19 protein-coding genes are annotated in these 18,214 nt (G+C 73.1%); 13 read left to right on the top strand and 6 right to left on the bottom strand.

Annotated elements, in window-relative coordinates; translation table 11 throughout:
• Positions 1 to 49: 49 nt before the first annotated feature.
• Positions 50 to 976, top strand: coding sequence for a proline dehydrogenase family protein (locus ACWCRA_RS06830; protein ID WP_351548939.1), 927 nt, complete (start codon positions 50 to 52; stop codon positions 974 to 976).
• Between the two features lie 41 nt (positions 977 to 1,017).
• Entirely contained in the window at positions 1,018 to 2,649 is a 1,632-nt protein-coding gene (gene pruA / locus ACWCRA_RS06825) for an L-glutamate gamma-semialdehyde dehydrogenase (protein WP_351548879.1), read from the top strand.
• Positions 2,650 to 2,814: 165 nt separating this feature from the next.
• On the opposite strand, the gene ACWCRA_RS06820 is transcribed toward pruA, so the two are convergent.
• The 5 genes from ACWCRA_RS06820 to ACWCRA_RS06800 form a co-directional block, all read right to left on the bottom strand.
• Positions 2,815 to 3,243: an ArsR/SmtB family transcription factor gene (locus tag ACWCRA_RS06820; protein WP_451066978.1), complete on the bottom strand. Its 429-nt coding sequence runs from the start codon at positions 3,241 to 3,243 to the stop codon at positions 2,815 to 2,817.
• On the bottom strand, positions 3,240 to 3,695 hold the full coding sequence (locus ACWCRA_RS06815) for an SRPBCC family protein (protein ID WP_351548885.1): 456 nt from the start codon (positions 3,693 to 3,695) through the stop codon (positions 3,240 to 3,242). The genes ACWCRA_RS06820 and ACWCRA_RS06815 overlap by 4 nt, the downstream gene beginning before the upstream one ends.
• Before the next feature lie 97 nt (positions 3,696 to 3,792).
• A complete protein-coding gene (locus ACWCRA_RS06810; RefSeq protein ID WP_451066977.1) occupies positions 3,793 to 5,034 on the bottom strand; it encodes a lysophospholipid acyltransferase family protein in 1,242 nt (413 codons plus the stop codon).
• Entirely contained in the window at positions 5,031 to 5,897 is an 867-nt protein-coding gene (locus ACWCRA_RS06805) for a phosphatidate cytidylyltransferase (protein WP_451066976.1), read from the bottom strand. Before ACWCRA_RS06805 ends, ACWCRA_RS06810 begins: the two co-directional genes overlap by 4 nt.
• Positions 5,894 to 6,469 carry a CDP-alcohol phosphatidyltransferase family protein gene (locus ACWCRA_RS06800; protein WP_351548894.1) on the bottom strand — a complete coding sequence of 192 codons (576 nt, stop codon included), beginning with the start codon at positions 6,467 to 6,469 and terminating at the stop codon, positions 5,894 to 5,896. Before ACWCRA_RS06800 ends, ACWCRA_RS06805 begins: the two co-directional genes overlap by 4 nt.
• A gap of 291 nt (positions 6,470 to 6,760) precedes the next feature.
• Here ACWCRA_RS06800 and ACWCRA_RS06795 point away from each other — a divergent pair, with 291 nt between their 5' ends.
• Positions 6,761 to 7,375 (top strand): class I SAM-dependent methyltransferase, encoded by a 615-nt coding sequence (locus tag ACWCRA_RS06795; RefSeq protein ID WP_351548897.1) that lies wholly within the window; start codon positions 6,761 to 6,763, stop codon positions 7,373 to 7,375.
• 24 nt (positions 7,376 to 7,399) lie between these two features.
• Here ACWCRA_RS06795 and ACWCRA_RS06790 read toward each other — a convergent pair whose 3' ends face one another.
• Positions 7,400 to 8,026, bottom strand: coding sequence for an SAM-dependent methyltransferase (locus ACWCRA_RS06790; protein ID WP_451066975.1), 627 nt, complete (start codon positions 8,024 to 8,026; stop codon positions 7,400 to 7,402).
• Positions 8,027 to 8,133: 107 nt separating this feature from the next.
• On the opposite strand from ACWCRA_RS06790, the gene ACWCRA_RS06785 reads away from it, so the two are divergent.
• From ACWCRA_RS06785 to ACWCRA_RS06740, 10 genes are all read left to right on the top strand, one after another.
• The gene (locus tag ACWCRA_RS06785; RefSeq protein WP_351548903.1) at positions 8,134 to 8,733 is read left to right on the top strand and encodes a helix-turn-helix domain-containing protein; all 600 of its coding nucleotides are present in this window, start codon (positions 8,134 to 8,136) and stop codon (positions 8,731 to 8,733) included.
• Between the two features lie 325 nt (positions 8,734 to 9,058).
• Positions 9,059 to 9,190 carry a hypothetical protein gene (locus ACWCRA_RS06780; RefSeq protein ID WP_351548906.1) on the top strand — a complete coding sequence of 44 codons (132 nt, stop codon included), beginning with the start codon at positions 9,059 to 9,061 and terminating at the stop codon, positions 9,188 to 9,190.
• Positions 9,191 to 9,313: 123 nt separating this feature from the next.
• The gene (locus tag ACWCRA_RS06775; RefSeq protein ID WP_351548909.1) at positions 9,314 to 10,354 is read left to right on the top strand and encodes a 3-isopropylmalate dehydrogenase; all 1,041 of its coding nucleotides are present in this window, start codon (positions 9,314 to 9,316) and stop codon (positions 10,352 to 10,354) included.
• 239 nt (positions 10,355 to 10,593) lie between these two features.
• The gene (locus ACWCRA_RS06770) at positions 10,594 to 11,682 is read left to right on the top strand and encodes a branched-chain amino acid aminotransferase (RefSeq protein ID WP_351548912.1); all 1,089 of its coding nucleotides are present in this window, start codon (positions 10,594 to 10,596) and stop codon (positions 11,680 to 11,682) included.
• A gap of 280 nt (positions 11,683 to 11,962) precedes the next feature.
• On the top strand, positions 11,963 to 12,646 hold the full coding sequence (gene ureA, locus ACWCRA_RS06765) for an urease subunit gamma (protein ID WP_351548915.1): 684 nt from the start codon (positions 11,963 to 11,965) through the stop codon (positions 12,644 to 12,646).
• Positions 12,643 to 12,885 carry a hypothetical protein gene (locus ACWCRA_RS06760; protein WP_451066974.1) on the top strand — a complete coding sequence of 81 codons (243 nt, stop codon included), beginning with the start codon at positions 12,643 to 12,645 and terminating at the stop codon, positions 12,883 to 12,885. Before ureA ends, ACWCRA_RS06760 begins: the two co-directional genes overlap by 4 nt.
• Entirely contained in the window at positions 12,882 to 14,573 is a 1,692-nt protein-coding gene (locus ACWCRA_RS06755) for an urease subunit alpha (RefSeq protein WP_451066973.1), read from the top strand. The genes ACWCRA_RS06760 and ACWCRA_RS06755 overlap by 4 nt, the downstream gene beginning before the upstream one ends.
• A gap of 53 nt (positions 14,574 to 14,626) precedes the next feature.
• Complete coding sequence (locus ACWCRA_RS06750) at positions 14,627 to 15,700, top strand: agmatine deiminase family protein (RefSeq protein ID WP_351548924.1); 1,074 nt, start codon at positions 14,627 to 14,629, stop codon at positions 15,698 to 15,700.
• Between the two features lie 128 nt (positions 15,701 to 15,828).
• Positions 15,829 to 16,440, top strand: coding sequence for a TetR/AcrR family transcriptional regulator (locus ACWCRA_RS06745; RefSeq protein ID WP_351548927.1), 612 nt, complete (start codon positions 15,829 to 15,831; stop codon positions 16,438 to 16,440).
• A gap of 146 nt (positions 16,441 to 16,586) precedes the next feature.
• Positions 16,587 to 17,909 carry an MFS transporter gene (locus tag ACWCRA_RS06740; RefSeq protein WP_351548930.1) on the top strand — a complete coding sequence of 441 codons (1,323 nt, stop codon included), beginning with the start codon at positions 16,587 to 16,589 and terminating at the stop codon, positions 17,907 to 17,909.
• The last annotated feature ends 305 nt before the right edge of the window (positions 17,910 to 18,214 follow it).

Genomic DNA, 18,214 nt, shown 5'->3' with positions numbered 1-18,214 from the left:
TCCCGTGATCCGTGCCCGGCGCCGTCCGTACTTCTCGATGGAGGTCCCCGTGCTGGGTCCCGTGATCCTCGCCGCCTCGCGCAGCGACCAGATGCGCCGGATTGTCTCGGCCGCTCCGGTCACCAAGCCCGTGGTGAACCGTTTCATCGCCGGTGAGTCGGTCCTGGAGACGGTCCCCGTCGTCCAGGAGACCGCCGCCCGGGGTCTGGAGATCACGCTCGATGTCCTCGGCGAGGACATCACCGACCCGGCCGAGGCGCTGCGCGCCCGTGACGCCTATCTGGAGCTGATCGAGGCCCTCAAGCCGCTGGACCTCGGGGTCCGCGCCGAGATGTCGGTGAAGCTCTCCTCCTTCGGCCAGGCCCTCACCGGCGGCCACGAGCTGGCGCTGCGGAATGTCACTCCGGTGGTCGAGGCCGCCGCCGAGATCGGCACCACGGTCACCCTCGACATGGAGGACCACACCACCGTCGACTCGACCCTGGCGATCCACGCCGAGCTGCGCGAGCGGTTCCCCCAGACGGGCGCCGTGGTCCAGTCGTACCTCTTCCGCACCGAGGACGACTGCCGCGCGCTCGCCGACGCGGGCTCCCGGGTCCGGCTGGTCAAGGGCGCCTACAAGGAGCCCGAGACCGTCGCCCACCAGGACAAGGCCGAGGTCGACAAGGCGTACATCCGCTGCCTGAAGATCCTGATGGAGGGCGAGGGCTACCCGATGATCGGGTCCCACGACCCGCGCATCATCTCCATCAGCCAGGAGCTGGCCCGCCGCGCCGGACGTAAGCTCGACGAGTACGAGTTCCAGATGCTGTACGGCATCCGTGAGGCCGAGCAGCACCGGCTGGCGGCCGAGGGCCACCGCGTGCGCGTCTACATCGCGTACGGCACCGACTGGTACGGCTACTTCATGCGCCGCCTCGCGGAGCGCCCCGCCAACCTGGCGTTCTTCCTGCGCTCGCTGGTCAGCCGCGGCTGAACCCCCACAACCGACCTACTGCTTAAGGAGATTCGGCACCCATGGACGCTGTGACCAAGGTTCCCGCGCCGGTCAACGAGCCGGTGCACGGCTACGCCCCCGGCTCCCCCGAGCGCGCCCGTCTGGAGGCCAGGCTCAAGGAGCTGGCCGAGAACCCGATCGACCTGCCGATGACCATCGGCGGCGTACGGCGGATGGGTGGCGGCGAGCGGGTCGACGTCGTGCAGCCGCACAACCACGGCGCGGTGCTCGGCACCTTCGCCGGCGCCACCGAGCAGGACGCCCAGGACGCGATCGACGCCGCCCTGGCCGCGGCCCCCGCCTGGCGCGCCATGTCCTTCGACGACCGCGCCGCGATCATTCTGCGCGCCGCCGAGCTGCTCTCCGGCCCCTGGCGCGAGACGCTGGCCGCCTCCACCATGCTGGGCCAGTCCAAGACCGCCCAGCAGGCCGAGATCGACACTCCCTGTGAGCTGATCGACTTCTGGCGCTTCAATGTCGCCTACGCCCGCGACATCCTGGCCGAGCAGCCCCCGGCCAACTCCCCGGGTGTGTGGAACCGCATGGACCACCGCCCGCTGGAGGGCTTCGTCTACGCGATCACGCCCTTCAACTTCACCGCCATCGCGGGCAACCTCCCCACCGCCCCCGCCCTCATGGGCAATGTCGTGGTGTGGAAGCCGTCCCCGACCCAGACCCACTCCGCCGTGCTGCTGATGCGGCTCCTGGAGGAGGCGGGCCTGCCCAAGGGCGTCATCAACCTGGTGACCGGTGACGGCATCGCCGTCTCCGAGGTGGCGCTGAACCACCGCGACCTGGCCGGTATCCACTTCACCGGCTCGACCCGGACCTTCCAGCACCTGTGGAGGACGGTCGGCAACAACATCGAGAAGTACCGCTCCTACCCGCGGATCGTCGGCGAGACCGGCGGCAAGGACTTCGTGGTCGCGCACCCGAGCGCCGACCGCGCCGTGCTGAAGACCGCGCTGACCCGCGGCTCCTTCGAGTTCCAGGGCCAGAAGTGCTCCGCTTCCTCGCGTGCGTACGTTCCGGCCTCCATCTGGAACGACGGGTTCAAGGAGGAGTTCGCGGCCGAGGTCGACGGCATCGCCATGGGTGATGTCACCGATCTGTCGAACTTCATCGGCGCCGTGATCGACGAGCGCTCCTTCGCCAAGAACAAGGCCGCGATCGACCGTGCCGCCGCCGACCCGGCGTGCACGATCATCGCCGGCGGCACCTGTGACGACTCGGTCGGCTACTTCGTCCGCCCGACCGTCATCGAGTGCTCCGACCCGGAGAACGAGGTCTTCAAGGCGGAGTACTTCGGTCCGATCCTCGCGGTCCATGTCTACGAGGACGACCGCTACGACGCCATGCTGGACCAGATGGAGTCGGTCTCGGACTACGCGCTGACCGGTGCGGTCATCTCCAACGACCGCGCCGCCGCCGCGCACACGATGGAGAAGCTCCGCTTCGCCGCGGGCAACTTCTACATCAACGACAAGTCGACCGGTGCCGTCGTCGGCCAGCAGCCCTTCGGCGGCGGCCGGGCCTCGGGCACCAACGACAAGGCGGGCGCGCCGCAGAACCTGATGCGCTGGACGCTGACCCGCGCCATCAAGGAGACGCTGGTGCCGCCGACCGAGTACGGCTACCCGCACATGGGCTGAGCCCTCGGGCCGCCCCCCTGATCCCGCCCCCGTTCCGGCCCCCACGCCGGAACGGGGGCGGTTCCATGCTCCCGGTGACCCGGTGACCCGGTGACCCGGTGACCCGGTGACCCGGTGACCCGGTGACCCGGTGACCCGGTGACCCGGTCACCCCCGGCCGTCCGGTCACCCCCGGTCATCCCGGCCGCCCGTCGCTCCCGGCGCTCCCGCGGGGCTGTCCCGTTCCCGCTCCGCCTCCGCCAGCCGTTTGACGGCCGCCAGCCGGGAGTCCCAGTCGGACGCGACCCGCTCCATCCACCGGGCGGTGACCCCGAGCGGGGCGGGCAGGACCGTGTAGAGCGTCTCCCGGCCCTCCCGGCGGCCGGAGACCAGCCCCGCGGCGGCGAGGACGGCCAGATGTTTGACGACGGCCTGCCGGCTCACCGGCATCTCGCCGGCGAGCACGGTCGCGGTGGCGCGGCCGCGGGCGGCGAGGGCGTCCAGTATCCGGCGGCGGGTGGGGTCGGCCAGCGCCGACAGGACGGCGGAGACCGCGGCCTCCGCCGTCCCGTCGGCGCCGGACCGCTCCGTCGCGGCTATCGGCTCCTCCGTCATGCCGCCGGTCGTTCCGCGTACGTCCGGATGTTGACCACCTGGTCGGCCCAGCCGGCGTCGTGGCTCTCGTACGAGGCGTTCTGCCGCCGCTCCTCGGGGACGGTGAGCGAGGCGAAGCCGGTCTCCACCACCCGCAGCCGGGTGCCGTCGCCCTCGGGGGTCAGGGTGAACTCGACCAGGGTGGAGTTGGACTCGGTGGCCTGCTCGCCGGGGAATCCGGCCGCCCAGCGGTAGGAGAAGCGGTGCGGGGGCTCCACCGTCACGATGGTGGTGGGGAACTGTCCGTACTCGCCGTGGTCCAGGAACATCGTCCCGCCGGGGCGCAGGTCCACGGGTGTCGGCTCGCCCTGGCCGAACCAGGCGCCGACGTGCTCCGGCTCCGTGAGGACCGCCCACACCCGCTGGACGGGCGCGGCGATGGTGATCTCCTTCTCGATGCGGTCCGCGGTCATGGTGGCCGCCTCCTTCGGTGGATCTCTCGTGACGTGCTACTCCAGGGTTGCACCTGGCCGATCCATCCGCAACCGGTCGGTTGCGCGAATCCGGCGGTCAGTGCCAGGCGCGGACGATCAGGGCGAGGCCCACCGCGAAGACACCGCCCAGCAGCACCAGATATCCGCCGTACCACCGCCGCCAGCGGCGCAGCAGCAGCCCCAGCGCCGCGAATCCCAGACCCACCGTCAGGGTCCGCGAGCCCCGCGCCGCGGCCGATGACGCCAGCCACTCGCCCGCCGGGATGTCCGCCCGGCCCGCCTCGGCCGCGTACACCTTGAACGGGATGCCGTTCCAGGGCTGCCGGCGCACCGCGTCCGCCGACTCGGACGACATGTGCCGCCGGACCTCGCTCCGCATCCGGTCCGTCGTCAGCGGCGCCGGCGGCGCGAGACCGGCGCCCGCCAGCTGGAGCGCGAGCAGCGAGCCCGCGAGGCTGCCCGCGAGAGCGGTCACCGAGAGCCGCAGAGCGGCCCCGGGCGCCGCCACACAGGCCGCGCCCAGCAGCAGTTCGGGCATCAGGGGCCAGCTCAGCGCCTCAGCGAAGGCCCAGACGAAGGCGGTCAGGAGCCCCAGCCGGGAGACGGCCCACGCGGCGACCCGGCGCCGGGCCGCCGAGTCCCGCAGCGACTCGGCACGCGTCCTGCGGTGCAGCGCCGTGACGGCCGCGCGCGCCTCCCCGGGCGTGGCCGACGGCGGCAGCGGTACGCCGATCCGCACCCTGACCAGCGAGGAGCGCAGCCGCCCGTGCTTGGGCAGCAGCCGGTCCGTCCCCGCGATGCCGACCGGGACCACCGGAACCCCCGCCTCGGCGGCCAGCACCAGTGCCCCCCGGTGGAAGGCGCCCACCGGGCCGTCGCCGCCGCGCGTGCCCTCGGGGAAGAGGACGACCGCCCGCCCGGCCCGCAGCCCGTCCGCCATCGCCAGCAGATCGTCCATCCCGCCGCCGGTCCGCCGCACCGGGAAGCCGGCCGCGAGCCTGCCGCAGATCCGGCTCCGCCACGGCGAGGCGAACCAGTAGTCGGCGGCAGCGCCGATCGCGGGGGTGTGGCGGGCGTCGAGGGCGGCGAGGAGGGCGGCGGTGTCGGCGTGCGAGGCGTGGTTGGCCACCACCACGCACCCCCCGCGCGGCAGCCGCCCGCGCCGCTCGATCCCTCCGGTGAGGGTGAGCACCAGCCACCACAGCGCCCGCCGCAGCAGCGCCCCGCCCAGGGAACCGCGCCCGCGTCCGGCGGCACCCGGGCCGGAGGCCCCGGCCGGGACCTCGGGGCGCCGCCGCCCGGCGGTGACCGGGGTCATCGGACCGTCACCACCATCGTCAGCAGCAGCGCCGGCAGCAGGGAGTCGATCCGGTCCAGGAGGCCGCCGAACCCCGGCAGCCAGGTCCCGGCGTCCTTCACACCCGACTCGCGCTTCACCATCGACTCCAGCAGATCCCCGAGCACGCCCCCCGCCAGCACCGCCGCCCACAGCAGCCAGCCGAAGGCACCGACCGCGACCAGCACCAGGGCCGTCGCCGCGGCGGCCCCCATCACACCCGCCCAGGTCTTGTTGGGGGAGAGCGGGGAGAGCGGCCGGGCGAGCGGGCCGCGCCGGCCCAGGGCCGTACCCCCGCACCACGCGCCCACATCGCCGAGCGCCACCGCGAGCCCCACCGCGACCGCCGTCTCCCCGAGCGTCACCAGACCCGTCAGCGCGACCGGAATCCACAGCAGGGCGAAGACCGAGCGGGCGGCCCGGGTGAAGCCCGCGCCGGTGTCCCCCGACAGCAGCGGCGGCAGCGCGGCGGCGAGCAGCAGCAGACCCGCCGTCCGCGAATCCAGGGCCTGTGGCGCGAGCCAGGCGAGCCCCGGCAGCAGCACCGACGCCACCACGAGCACCGCGTGATCGGCGGTGCGCAGCCCCGCCATCCGGACGTACTCGCCCACCGCGATCACCCCGAGCCCGGCGGCCAGGGCGAACGCCCCGCCCCCGCCGAGGAACAGCGCCCCCAGGAAGACCGGGGCGGCCAGCGCCCAGGTGCGCCAGCGACGGCGCAGCTCGGCCCGCGCCCGTATCCGCGCGGGCAGTGCGGCGACCGCGATCCCGCCCGCCCCCAGCGCCCCGGCCACCAGCGGCAGGGCCCGCCCCACCGCGTCGCCCGCGACCATCACCCCGCTCATCGCGCGAGCTCCTTCCGGAGCCGTCCCAGCCGGAGCAGCGCGGTGAGCGCGGACCCGGCGGCGATGACGGCCAGCACGGGGACCGCCCAGCCGGTGGCCGCGGCCACGACCACCAGCAGACAGCGCTCGGTCTTGCCCACGGGGCCGCCGTTGAGCCGGGGACCGCCGGCCGCCGCGCCCGCCAGCGACACCCAGGAGGGCAGCGTCGCGGCGAGTCCGGCGACGGCCACCAGCCACAGCGGCGCGAGGCTGAGGAATCCGGCCAGGGCCAGCAGATCGGCCGCCCGGTCGCCGAGTTCATTGAGCACCGAGCCGCGCCGGGTGGCGCGGCCGGTGTCCCGGGCGAGCGCGCCGTCGAGATTGGCGAAGGCGAGCCGCGCGGCGAGCAGCACCGCGACCGGCGCGGCGGCGAGGGGCGCCGGCAGCCAGGCGAGCGCAGCGGCGGCACCGGCCGCGCACACCACACCCGCGACCGTGAGGGTGTCGGGCGACACCTGCCGCCGGACGAGCGCGCCCCGGACTCCGGAGAGCCGGGCCGCGTACCAGGGCTTGAGAGCGTAGAGGCCGTTCATGGCGCTCACTCTCGTCCGGTGGCCGAATCCCCACCACGGGCCGGATACTCAACCGTTCCTGAGTATGTGTGAGCGACCGGATCGGACACCGGGCGGCCGGGGACCCGGGCGCGGGGGCGGCGGCCGGGCGGTCGGGCGGTTGGGCGCCGGGTGGTTGGGCGCCGGGTGGTTCGGGGCGGGCGCCGGGGGGCAGGGCCCGGGGCGGGCGCCGATGGCTCGCGACGGCGCCGCCCCACTGTCCACGGTGACCCGATGGCCGGCTACGGGGACCCCGCTGTCTACGGTGATCCGATGACCGACTACTGGAACCACAACGTCCACTATCACCCGCGACTCCTGGCCGCCGTGCCGCCGGGTGCCCGTACCGCCCTCGACATCGGCTGCGGCGACGGATTACTGGCGCACCGGCTGACCCGGCGGGCCGGGGCGGTCACCGGGATCGACCGCTCGCCCGAGATGATCCGTCTCGCCCGCGAGCGCGGCGCGGGGGTGCCCGGACTCACCTTCCGGGAGGCGGACTTCCTCGACCCGGCGGGCTCCGGCCTCCCCTCGGCGGGCTATGACTTCATCAGCGCGGTCGCCGTGCTCCACCATGTCCCCTTCACCGCCGCCCTCACCAGACTGTCGGAGCTGCTCGCCCCCGGCGGCCGGCTCGCCGTCCTCGGTCTGGGCCGGGACCGGACACCGGGCGACTGGCTCACCAGCGGGGCGGGAGCGGTGGCCCACCGGCTGCACGCCCGCCGGCACGGCGGTGACGGGGGCCCGGCGGGGATGCCCGTGCGCGACGCGGAGATGAGCTGGTCCCGGGTGCGCGCGGAGGCGTCCGCCGCGCTGCCCGGCTGCCGCTACCGGCGGCTGGTGCTCTGGCGCTATCTCCTGGTCTGGGAGCGCCCCGCCCACCCCTGACCGGACCGGCGGCCCGCCCGGGTGTCACCCGGTCCGGCGGATGAGCAGGATGTGGTCGACGACCTCGGCGGTGCTGCCGTCGGGGCCGGCCGCGATCCGGCGCGCCGCGTCCGCGCGCTCGACCGTCCACCGCGCGGGGGAGAGGTCCATCAGGGCGGCCACCTCGTGGGGAGAGGGAAAGCGCGCCTCCGGGTCCTGGTTCCACGACCACGGCGCGGTTGATCCGTGGTCGACGACCAGGAGCCGTCCGTCCGGGCGCAACAGCTCCGCGGCGGAGCGGAGGATGGCCGTCCGGTCCTGTGCGTACGGGGTGTGGAAGTAGTGGGCGGTGACCAGATCGCGGGGCGCCGCGGGCAGTGAGGCGCGCATGTCGTGCTGTTCGGCGGTGATCAGATCGTCGAGGCCGCGTGCCCGGGCCAGCCCGGCGAGGCGGGTGGTCGCCACGGCCGAGATGTCCAGGGCGGTGACCCGCCAGCCCCGGCCCGCGAGCCAGAGCGCGTCGCCGCCGCCCCCGCAGCCGAGGTCCAGCGCGTCCCCCGGGGGCAGTGCGCCGACCGTCTCGACCAGCCGGTCGTTCGGCCGGGGATCGGTCGGCGCGGGCCGTTCCGCGTACACCTGGTCCCAGTAACGTGCCGCTTCGGAGTGCTCCATGAGGTCCCTTCCTCGCCTTCGGACTCCCGGGTGGGTTCCGGGCGGCCAGTCTCGGCGGCGGTGCCCCGGTGTCGCACCGATCCTTGCTGTTTCGGCAAGCTGGCCCCATGGACCATTCCGCAAGGGAAGACGTACTGAACGCGGTCGGGCCGAGGCTGCGCGCGCTGCGGCTCTCGCGCGGCCTCACCCTCGGGGAGCTCTCCGCGGCCACCGGGGTCTCGGAGAGCACCCTGTCCCGGCTGGAGGGCGGTCTGCGCCGGGCCACCCTGGAACTGCTGCTGCGGCTCTCCGGCGCCTACGACATCCCGCTGGACGATCTCGTGGGCGCCCCCCGGGCCGGCGACCCCCGGATTCATCTGAGGCCGATCAGCCGGTTCGGCGTGACGCTCGTTCCGCTGTCCCGGCGCCCGGGCGGCACCCAGGCGTTCAAGATGATCATTCCGGCGCGGGCGGAACCGCTGGAGCCGACCCTGCGGACCCATGAGGGCCATGAGTGGCTGTATGTCCTCAGCGGCACCCTGCGGCTGGTGGTCGGGGAGCGGGATCTGACCGTACGGGCGGACAGCGCCGTCGAGTTCGACACCTCCGTACCGCACTGGATGGGCAGCGCGGACGGCCGGGCGGCGGAACTCCTCGTTCTCTTCGATGTGCAGGGGGTGCGGGCGCATGCGCGTGCCGGCCGGGAGCCACGGGCGCCCCGGACCTGAGGCGCTTCCTGTGGATCGTGCCGGGCTCGCGCGCCTGGGGGCCCGCTCCCTGATCCGGCCTGGTCCCAGGAAGCGCCCTGGACGGCCCCCTGGACGTACCTCTGTGACCTGCGGGTTCCATGATCTCCGTCTCAGATACTAGGAAGTCCGACTATTTGTGGAGACAGTGAGAGGCCGCTGCCTTAGCGTGGTGGCAGCCGAACGAATCGCTCGATCCAGCGAATGGCGGCTGTGAGCCGGTGCCCGCGCAGGCAACCCCTGTGGCCCGCTCCCCGCCCCGCCCGGCGCCTTCGAAATCCCCGCGATCTCCGAGGAGTCGATCACCATGCCCGCAGCGACCGTCCGCCGTGTCCGCCACGCCGCCCGCCATCTGTCCGAGTCCGACCGGAAGAACGCCGCGGCGGCGCTCCAGCGCGCCCTGGACCGCCGCGACAACGGAGGCTCCGCCGGGCACTGACCGGCGGGCCGCGGCGCCCGGCGCCCGGGCGCGCTGAGCGCCGGCCGTGGGTCCGGTAACCGGGCGCGTCCATATTCTGGACGTGCGATGTCATGGGATGGGACGAAGAGTAGGGTGCCCGACATGTCTCGCAGCCTCAACATCGCAGTGATCCCCGGTGACGGCATCGGCCGGGAGGTCGTGGCCCAGGGCCTGAAAGTCCTCTCCTCGGTCCTCCCGCAGGATGTGAAGCTGGAGACCAAGGAGTACGACCTCGGCGCCCAGCGCTGGCACCGCACGGGTGAGACCCTCCCCGACGCGGAGCTGGAGGCCCTCAAGGGTCATGACGCCCTCCTCCTCGGCGCCATCGGCGACCCCTCCGTCCCCTCCGGGGTGCTGGAGCGCGGGCTGCTGCTCAAGCTGCGCTTCGCCTTCGACCACTACGTCAACCTGCGCCCGTCGAAGCTCTTCCCGAACACCGCGACCCCGCTGGCCGGCCGCCCCGAGATCGACTTCGTCGTCGTCCGCGAGGGCACCGAGGGCCCCTACACCGGCAACGGCGGCTCGCTGCGCACCGGCACGCCCGCCGAGGTGGCCACCGAGGTCAGCCTGAACACGGCGTACGGAGTGGAGCGCGTCGTCCGTGACGCGTACGAGCGGGCCAACTCCCGCCCCCGCAAGAAGCTGACGCTGGTCCACAAGAACAACGTCCTCGTCTACGCGGGCCATCTGTGGAAGAACATCTTCGACCGGGTCGGCCAGGAGTACCCCGAGGTCACCACCGACTATCTGCACGTCGACGCGGCGACGATCTTCTTCGTCACCCAGCCGGAGCGCTTCGACGTCATCGTCACGGACAACCTCTTCGGTGACATCCTCACCGACCTGGCCGCCGCCGTCACCGGCGGGATCGGCCTCGCCGCCTCCGGCAACATCAACCCCTCGGGCGCCTTCCCGTCGATGTTCGAGCCCGTGCACGGCTCGGCCCCCGACATCGCGGGCACGGGCAAGGCGGACCCGACGGCCACCGTTCTCTCCGTCGCCCTCCTCCTGCGTCACCTCGGCTTCGAGCCCGAGGCCGCGCGCATCGAGCAGGCCGTCTCCGCCGACCTCGCGGAGCGCGATGGCACCTTCCGTACCACGGAGGAGATCGGCGACGCGCTCGCCGTACGAGTAGCCGGCTGACCCGACGCTTCCACGGAAGCCGCCGGGTCGCACACGCACCCGGCGGCTTCCTCCTGTGCGGCCCCGGGTGCATCATCTGACCGGGACCGCTTTCACCCGTTCCACCCTGCTTTCTCGCACCGGTACCTTCGAGCGATAATCGAACCGGGCCGTGGCATACGGGAATGCTCGGACGTCCTAGCATCAGTAGCGGCGTGAGCGCGGTCCGTCACAATCAACGGTGAAGGACATTTGCACTCATGACGACGCCCACGATCGAGCTGAAGCCCTCGTCGCACCCGCTCTCCGACGCGGAGCGAGAGGCGATCATGGCCGACCCCGGGTTCGGCCGCCACTTCACCGACCACATGGTGACCATCAAGTGGTCGGAGGGTGTCGGCTGGCACGACGCCCAGCTCACCCCGTACGCGCCGCTCTCGCTCGACCCCGCGAACATGACGCTGCACTACGCGCAGGAGATCTTCGAGGGACTCAAGGCCTACCGCCGCCCCGACGGCTCCGTCGCCACCTTCCGCCCGGACGCCAACGCCGAGCGCTTCCAGCGCTCCGCCCGCCGGCTCGCCATGCCCGAACTGCCCACCGAGCTGTTCATCGAGGCGTGTGACGCGCTGGTCCGCCAGGACAAGGCATGGGTCCCCGCGCACGGCGGCGAGGCCTCCCTCTATCTGCGCCCGTTCATGATCGCCACCGAGGTCGGCCTCGGGGTCCGGCCGGCCAACGAGTACCTCTTCATCGTGATCGCCTGCCCCGCCGCCGCGTACTTCCCCGGCGGCGTCCAGCCGGTCTCCGTCTGGCTCTCCGAGAACTATGTCCGCGCGGTCCCCGGCGGCATGGGCTTCGCCAAGACCGGCGGCAACTACGCCGCCTCCCTGCTCGCCCAGGCCGAAGCCGCCCAGAAGGGCTGCGACCAGGTCGTCTGGCTGGACGCCCTGGAGCACCGGTGGGTCGAGGAGATGGGCGGGATGAATCTGTACTTCGTGTACGGGAACCGCATCGTCACCCCCGAGCTGACCGGCTCCCTGCTCGCCGGCATCACCCGGGACTCGCTGCTCAAGCTCGCCGAGGACCTGGGGTACGAGTCGGAGGAGGGCAGGATCTCCACCGAGGACTGGCGGCGCGACACCGAGAACGGCACCCTGACCGAGGTCTTCGCCTGCGGCACGGCCGCGGTGATCACCCCCGTCGGCTCGGTGAAGTCGGCGAACGCCGAGTGGACCCAGGGCGACGGCCGCCCGGGCGAGCTGACGCTCCGGCTCCGCCAGGCCCTGCTGGACATCCAGCGCGGCGTCACCCCGGACGAGCACGGCTGGATGCACGACCTGGGCTGACCGATTCCGCCCCGCTGTCCATGCCCCTGTCCTCCCGTTTCGGTGAGGACGGGGGCATGGGCGCGTCACGGGGGGGGGAGGACCCCGAGCGGAAACGGGACGACGACCCCTCGGCGCGTCCGTTCCGCGCGGCGGTCTCGGCCTGTGCCAAGGATCTGGGCGGAGCAGTCGACTGAGCCCGGGCCGTTGGATATTCGAGCCGGGTTCAATGAATCAAGCAGTGGCCTTCCACTTTTCGGACCTCATGATTAGAGTGCCGTTCCAAGAAGGAGGTCACGCTGTGCGACTCACCCCGACCGAGCGGGACCGGCTGCTGCTCTTCAGCGCCGCCGAGCTGGCGCGGGCCCGCAGAGCGCGGGGGCTGCGGCTCAATGTGCCCGAGGCGACCGCGCTGATCGCGGACACCGTCTGCGAGGCCGCGCGCGACGGGCGGCGGCTGGCCGAGGCGATCGAGGCGGCCCGTTCCGTCCTCGGGCCCGATGACGTGCTGCCCGGGGTCGCCGATGTGGTGACCGAGGTCCATGTCGAGGCGGTCTTCGACGACGGCTCCCGGCTCGCGGTGGTCGCCGACCCGATCGGCGGCGGCGGTCTGGGCGCCGCCGCCCCCGGCGCGGTGCTCCCCGGGCCCGCGCTGCCCGGGCCGGAGCCGGAGCTGCGGCTGACGGTGCGGAACACCGCGCCCGTACCGGTGAGCGTCACCTCCCACTTCCACTTCTTCGAGGCCAACCCCCGGCTGGACTTCGACCGGTCCGCCGCCTACGGCATGCGGCTGTGCGTCCCGGCCGGCTCCACCGTCCGCTTCGACCCCGGAGCCGAGTCCGAGGTGGGTCTCCTCCCCATCGGCGGCGCCCGGATCGCCATCGGCTTCGCAGGGCTGGTCGACGGGGAGCTGGACGCCCCGGGAGCCAGGGAGGAGGCCCTGCGCAGGGCCGCCGCCTGCGGGTATCTGGGCGCCGAGCGGTGATCGCGGTCATTCCGGTGATCGCGGTGGTCGCCCGGCCCGAGCCGCCCGGCCAGACCTCCCCGGCCCCCCAACTGCCCTCGTACTCCCTGCTGACGGTCGTCCTCGTGGTGGCCGCCGTGACCGCGGTGACCGGGCTGCTCTCGCCGCGCGCGGGAACCGCCGCCCGCAGGGCCGCCACCGCCCGGCCCGGGCGCCCCGGGCGCCCCGGACAGCCCCGGAAGAAGGAGCGGAGCCCATGACCGGAATCGACCCCGCCGAGTACGCCGCCGTCCACGGCCCCCGCGCCGGTGACCGGGTCGTGCTCGGCGACACCGGGCTCGTGGTGCGCGTCGAGTCCGACGCGCAGAAACCCGGCGACGAGTTCCTCGCCGGCTTCGGCAAGACCGCCCGCGACGGACTCCACCTCAAGGCCGCCGCCGTCCGTGACACCTGCGACCTCGTCATCAGCAACGTCCTGCTCATCGACGCCGTCCAGGGCATCCGCAAGGTCTCCATCGGCATCCGCGAGGGCCGGATCGCGGGCATCGGCCGCGCCGGCAACCCCGACACCCTCGACGGGGTCGATGTCGTCACCGGCACCGGCACGGCCATCGTCTCCGGCGAGGGCCTGATCGCCACCGCCGGCGCCGTCGACACCCATGTCCATCTGCTCTCGCCGCGCATCATGGAGGCCTCCCTCGCCTCCGGGGTCACCACCGTCATCGGCCAGGAGTTCGGCCCCGTCTGGGGTGTCGGGGTCAACTCCCCCTGGGCCCTGCGGCACGCCTTCGCCGCCTTCGACGCCTGGCCCGTCAACATCGGCTTCCTCGCCCGGGGCTCCTCGTCCGACCCGGCCCCGCTGACCGAGGCCCTCGCCGAGGGCGGCGCCAGCGGATTCAAGGTCCACGAGGACATGGGCGCCCACACCCGTGCCCTGGACACCGCCCTGCGCGTCGCCGAGGAGCACGATGTCCAGGTCGCGCTGCACAGCGACGGACTCAACGAGTGCCTCTCCGTCGAGGACACCCTCCGCGTCCTGGACGGCCGGACCATCCACGCCTTCCACATCGAGGGGTGCGGTGGCGGCCATGTCCCCAACGTCCTGAGAATGGCGGGCGTGCCGAACGTCATCGGCTCGTCCACCAACCCGACCCTCCCCTTCGGCCGGGACGCCGTCGCCGAGCACTACGGCATGATCGTCTCCGTACACGACCTCAAGACCGATCTGCCCGGGGACGCCGCCATGGCCCGGGACCGCATCCGCGCCGGGACGATGGGCGCCGAGGACGTGCTGCACGACCTCGGCGCGATCGGCATCACCTCCTCCGACGCCCAGGGCATGGGCCGCGCGGGCGAGACCGTCCGCCGCACCTTCGCCATGGCCGGGAAGATGAAGGCCGAACTCGGCCCCGCGGAGGGCGACGGCGCCCACGACGACAACGGCCGGGTGCTGCGCTATCTGGCCAAGCTCACCATCAACCCCGCCATCGCCCACGGCCTCGCCCATGAGATCGGCTCCGTGGAGAGGGGGAAGATGGCCGACATCGTGCTGTGGCGCCCGGAGTTCTTCGGGGCCAAACCCCAGCTCGTACTGAAGTCCGGCTTCCCCGCGTACGGAGTGACCGGTGACCCCAACGCGGCCACGGACACCTGCGAACCCCTGGTCCTCGGCCCTCAGTTCGGCGCCCATGGAGCGGCCCCGGCCGAGCTGTCCGTCGCCTTTGTCGCCCGGGCCGCCGCCGACCTCGGCGGGGACCGGATGCCGACCCGCCGGCGGCGGGTCGCCGTCCGGAACACCCGGGGGAAAGGCCCCGCCGATCTGCTGCTGAACTCCCGGATCGGCGAGGTGTCCGTCGACGCCCGCACCGGGGCGGTCACCCTCGACGGCGCCCCGGTCCGCTCCTCGCCCGCCGAGTCGGTCTCCCTCAACCGCCTCTACTTCCTCTAGTACCTCTCTTATCTCTCTTATCTCTGGCTCCTCTAGCTCCTCTAGGACGGACGATGTTCCGCATGCCGCCCGAATGGGCCCCGCACGAGCGCACCTGGATGGCCTGGCCGGTCGCCAACCCCACCTTCACCGGCGACGACCTCGCCGCCGCCCGCCGCGCCTGGGCGGAGGTCGCCCGTGTGGTGGGGCGCTTCGAACCGGTGACGATGGTCGTCGGCCCCGGCGGGACGGCGGAGGCGCGCGCCCTCCTCGGCCCGGGGACCGAGATCGTGGAGCGCGAGCTGGACGACGCCTGGATGCGGGACACCGGCCCCACCTTCGTCACCGACGGCACCCGGCTGGCCGCCGTGGACTGGGTCTTCAACGGCTGGGGAGCCCAGGAGTGGGCGAGCTGGGAGCACGACGCCTCACTCGCCCGCCATGTCGCCGCCCTGGCCGGTGTCCCCGTGCACAGCTCACCCCTCACCAACGAGGGCGGCGGCATCCATGTCGACGGCGAGGGCACGGTGCTGCTGACCGAGACCGTCCAGCTCGGCCCCGAGCGCAACCCGGGCTGGACCAGGGAGCAGGTCGAGGCCGAGATCCACGCCCGGCTCGGCACCACCAAGGCGATCTGGCTCCGGCGCGGTCTGACGGCGGACTACCCGCCGCACGGCTACGGCACCCTCGGCCATGTCGACATCGTCGCCGCCTTCGCCCGCCCCGGCACGATCGTCGCCCACACCCAGCCGGACCCCGCCCACCCCGACCACGACCTCTGCCGGGAGAACGTCGGCCTCCTCCGGAGCAGCACCGACGCCCGGGGCCGCCCGATCGAGGTGATCGAGGTCCCCGCCCCGACCGCCCTGCGCGACGAGAGCGGCGGCTGGGCCGACTACTCGTACATCAACCACTACCTCTGCAACGGCGCGGTCGTCCTCTGCGCCTTCGACGACCCGCGCGACGAGCACGCGGCGGAGATCTTCCGCCGGCTCCACCCGGACCGCGAAGTGGTCCTGGTCGACGCCCGGACCGTCTTCGCGGGCGGCGGCGGCATCCACTGCATCACACAACAGCAGCCCCGGGTACCCCGGGAGACCGGCCCGCCCCTTGAGTCTCCCGGCGGATCAGGTACAACGTACGGATGACAGCGCATGGACGGCGGCGCGCGGACGGCCGTGCCGCCGTGCGCCGTCCGTGACCACCGGACGCCCGCCCGCCCCGGCCCGCCGTCACACCCCCGGACGACCGCGGCTCCCCGCGTGGAGGCACCCGAATGACCCCGCCCGCCCGACGGCGCAATGTCGCCCCGCCCCGTGAGTCCGTGCTCGCCGCCGCCATGGCCACCATCGCGGCCCATGGACTCGACCGGCTCACCATGGCGGGGCTCGGCCGCGAGGTCGGCATGAGCAGCGGACACCTCCTCTACTACTTCCGCACCAAGGACGAACTCCTGCTGCGCACCCTGGAGTGGAGCGAGGGCCGCCTCGGCGCCGAGCGCGCCGCCCTGCTCTCCGGGCCCGCGCCCACCGCCGAGCGGCTCACCGGCTATGTCGGGCTCTACCTCCCCGAAGGACCGGGCGACCCCCACTGGGCGCTGTGGCTCGAGGTCTGGAACCGCTCCCAGAACGCGGGGGAGGACGCCCGCGCCCGCCAGGCGGCCATCGAGGGCGCCTGGCACCGGGACCTCGTCGCCCTGCTCGCCGAGGGCAGCTCCCGGGGCGACTTCCGGGCCGTCGACCCGGACCGCTACGCCACCCGGCTGCGGGCGCTGCTCGACGGCTTCAGCGTCCATGTCGCGGTCGGCCTCCCCGGGACCGGACGGCCGCAAGTCCTCGCGCACGTGGGCGAATTCCTCGCCGAAACCCTCTTCGCCCCGGCGCGCTGAAGCACTCGGGCCGCGCTCGCTCCGGAGCGCGCTCCCCGCGCACCGAGCCCGGCACCCCGCCGGGAACGCAACGCACGCAAGTACTCCCGATCGTTGCCCCGCCTCCCCTTGTCGGCCCCCCGCGCCGCCCGGCACGGTTTCCCCCCATGGGACGAGAGCACTGGAAGAAGATCTGGATCGGCTCGGCGGGCAACATGGTCGAGTGGTTCGACTGGTTCGTCTACGCGAGCTTCGCCACCTACTTCGCCGGAGCGTTCTTCCCCGAGGGGAACGACACCGCCAAGCTGATGAACACCGCCGGTATCTTCGCCGTCGGCTTCTTCATGCGCCCGGTCGGCGGCTGGCTGCTCGGCCGGGTCGGCGACCGCAAGGGCCGCAAGGCCGCGCTGACCCTCACCGTCACCCTGATGTCGGCCTCCGCGCTGCTCATCGCCATCGCGCCCACCTACGCCGTCGCGGGGTACGGCGGCGCCGCCGTCCTCCTGGTCGCCCGGCTCCTCCAGGGTCTCTCCGTCGGCGGGGAGTACGCCGCCAGCGCCACCTATCTCACCGAGGCCTCCGCCCCCCGCCACCGGGGGCTCGCCTCCAGCTTCCAGTACGTCTCCATGACGGTGGGCCAGATCCTCGGCCTGGGGCTGCTGATCGTCCTCCAGCGCACCATGTCCGACGAGGCGCTGCACAGCTGGGGCTGGCGCATCCCGTTCATCATCGGCGCGCTCGGCGCGGCCGTCGTCTTCTATCTGCGCCGCAACATGCTGGAGACGGAGGTGTACGAGGAGTCCGGCGACGACACCCCGGCCGCCGAGCGCGGCACCGTCAGGGCGCTGCTGGTCCACAAGCGGGAGGCGTTCCTCGTCATCGCGCTGACCATGGGCGGCACCGTCGCGTACTACACGTACACGACCTATCTCACCAAGTACCTCTCCAACTCCGCCGGGATGGAGAAGCAGACCGCGACCCTGGTGTCGTTCTGCGCCCTGATCGTCTTCGCCTGCCTCCAGCCGCTCGCCGGGGCGCTCTCCGACCGGATCGGCCGGCGCCCGCTGCTGATCACCTTCGCGCTGGGCTCCACCTTCCTCACCGTGCCGATCATGACCATGCTGAAGCACGCGGACTCCTTCTGGCCGGCGCTGGGGCTGGCGCTGCTGGCGCTGGTGGTGGTGACGGGCTACACGTCGATCAACGCCTGTGTGAAGGCGGAGCTGTTCCCGACCGGGGTGCGGGCGCTGGGGGTGGCGCTGCCGTACGCCATCGCCAACGCGCTGTTCGGGGGGACGGCGGAGTATGTGGCGCTGTGGTTCAAGGATTCCGGGGTGGAGTCGGGGTTCTATTGGTATGTGGCTGGGTGTGCGGCGGTTTCGCTGGTCGTCTATCTCGCGATGCGCGAGACCCGGGACATCGATCTGAACCGGGTGGGGCGCCCCGCGCCCCCCGCCCCCAGGAAACCGGCCCACGCCCCTGCGGAGTAGCCCTGCCGCCGTCTGCCCTCACCGGGGCCCCGCGCACACCACCGCCTCCGCCCGGCGCCGAGGCACGAAACCCAGCCCTTCCAGGCGACCCGAGGCACAAGATCCAGCCCCTCCGGCGCCCCGAGGCACACCACCCCAGCCCCTCCGGGCGCGTGTGCCGCACCCCTCGGCTTCTCCGGTGACCCGGGCAGCTCCAGCCTTGCTGGCGGCCTCGGCTTCTCCGGTGACCCGGGCAGCTCCAGCCTTGCTGGCGGCCTCGGCTTCTCCGGTGACCCGGGCAGCTCCAGCCTTGCTGGCGGCCTCGG

The organism is Streptomyces sp. NPDC001889 (genome assembly GCF_053594535.1).
Note: the sequence above shows the minus strand (reverse complement) of the source record. Positions and strands in the feature narration are given on the sequence as shown.

Excerpts from the sequence above, each read along its gene's own strand:
- pruA (WP_351548879.1), top strand. The coding sequence starts at position 1,018 with ATGGACGCTGTGACCAAGGTTCCCGCGCCGGTCAACGAGCCGGTGCAC.
- ACWCRA_RS06820 (WP_451066978.1), bottom strand. The coding sequence starts at position 3,243 with ATGACGGAGGAGCCGATAGCCGCGACGGAGCGGTCCGGCGCCGACGGG.
- ACWCRA_RS06815 (WP_351548885.1), bottom strand. The coding sequence starts at position 3,695 with ATGACCGCGGACCGCATCGAGAAGGAGATCACCATCGCCGCGCCCGTC.
- ACWCRA_RS06810 (WP_451066977.1), bottom strand. The coding sequence starts at position 5,034 with ATGACCCCGGTCACCGCCGGGCGGCGGCGCCCCGAGGTCCCGGCCGGG.
- ACWCRA_RS06805 (WP_451066976.1), bottom strand. The coding sequence starts at position 5,897 with ATGAGCGGGGTGATGGTCGCGGGCGACGCGGTGGGGCGGGCCCTGCCG.
- ACWCRA_RS06800 (WP_351548894.1), bottom strand. The coding sequence starts at position 6,469 with ATGAACGGCCTCTACGCTCTCAAGCCCTGGTACGCGGCCCGGCTCTCC.
- ACWCRA_RS06795 (WP_351548897.1), top strand. The coding sequence starts at position 6,761 with ATGACCGACTACTGGAACCACAACGTCCACTATCACCCGCGACTCCTG.
- ACWCRA_RS06790 (WP_451066975.1), bottom strand. The coding sequence starts at position 8,026 with ATGGAGCACTCCGAAGCGGCACGTTACTGGGACCAGGTGTACGCGGAA.
- ACWCRA_RS06785 (WP_351548903.1), top strand. The coding sequence starts at position 8,134 with ATGGACCATTCCGCAAGGGAAGACGTACTGAACGCGGTCGGGCCGAGG.
- ACWCRA_RS06780 (WP_351548906.1), top strand. The coding sequence starts at position 9,059 with ATGCCCGCAGCGACCGTCCGCCGTGTCCGCCACGCCGCCCGCCATCTG.
- ACWCRA_RS06775 (WP_351548909.1), top strand. The coding sequence starts at position 9,314 with ATGTCTCGCAGCCTCAACATCGCAGTGATCCCCGGTGACGGCATCGGC.
- ACWCRA_RS06770 (WP_351548912.1), top strand. The coding sequence starts at position 10,594 with ATGACGACGCCCACGATCGAGCTGAAGCCCTCGTCGCACCCGCTCTCC.
- ACWCRA_RS06755 (WP_451066973.1), top strand. The coding sequence starts at position 12,882 with ATGACCGGAATCGACCCCGCCGAGTACGCCGCCGTCCACGGCCCCCGC.
- ACWCRA_RS06750 (WP_351548924.1), top strand. The coding sequence starts at position 14,627 with ATGTTCCGCATGCCGCCCGAATGGGCCCCGCACGAGCGCACCTGGATG.
- ACWCRA_RS06745 (WP_351548927.1), top strand. The coding sequence starts at position 15,829 with ATGACCCCGCCCGCCCGACGGCGCAATGTCGCCCCGCCCCGTGAGTCC.
- ACWCRA_RS06740 (WP_351548930.1), top strand. The coding sequence starts at position 16,587 with ATGGGACGAGAGCACTGGAAGAAGATCTGGATCGGCTCGGCGGGCAAC.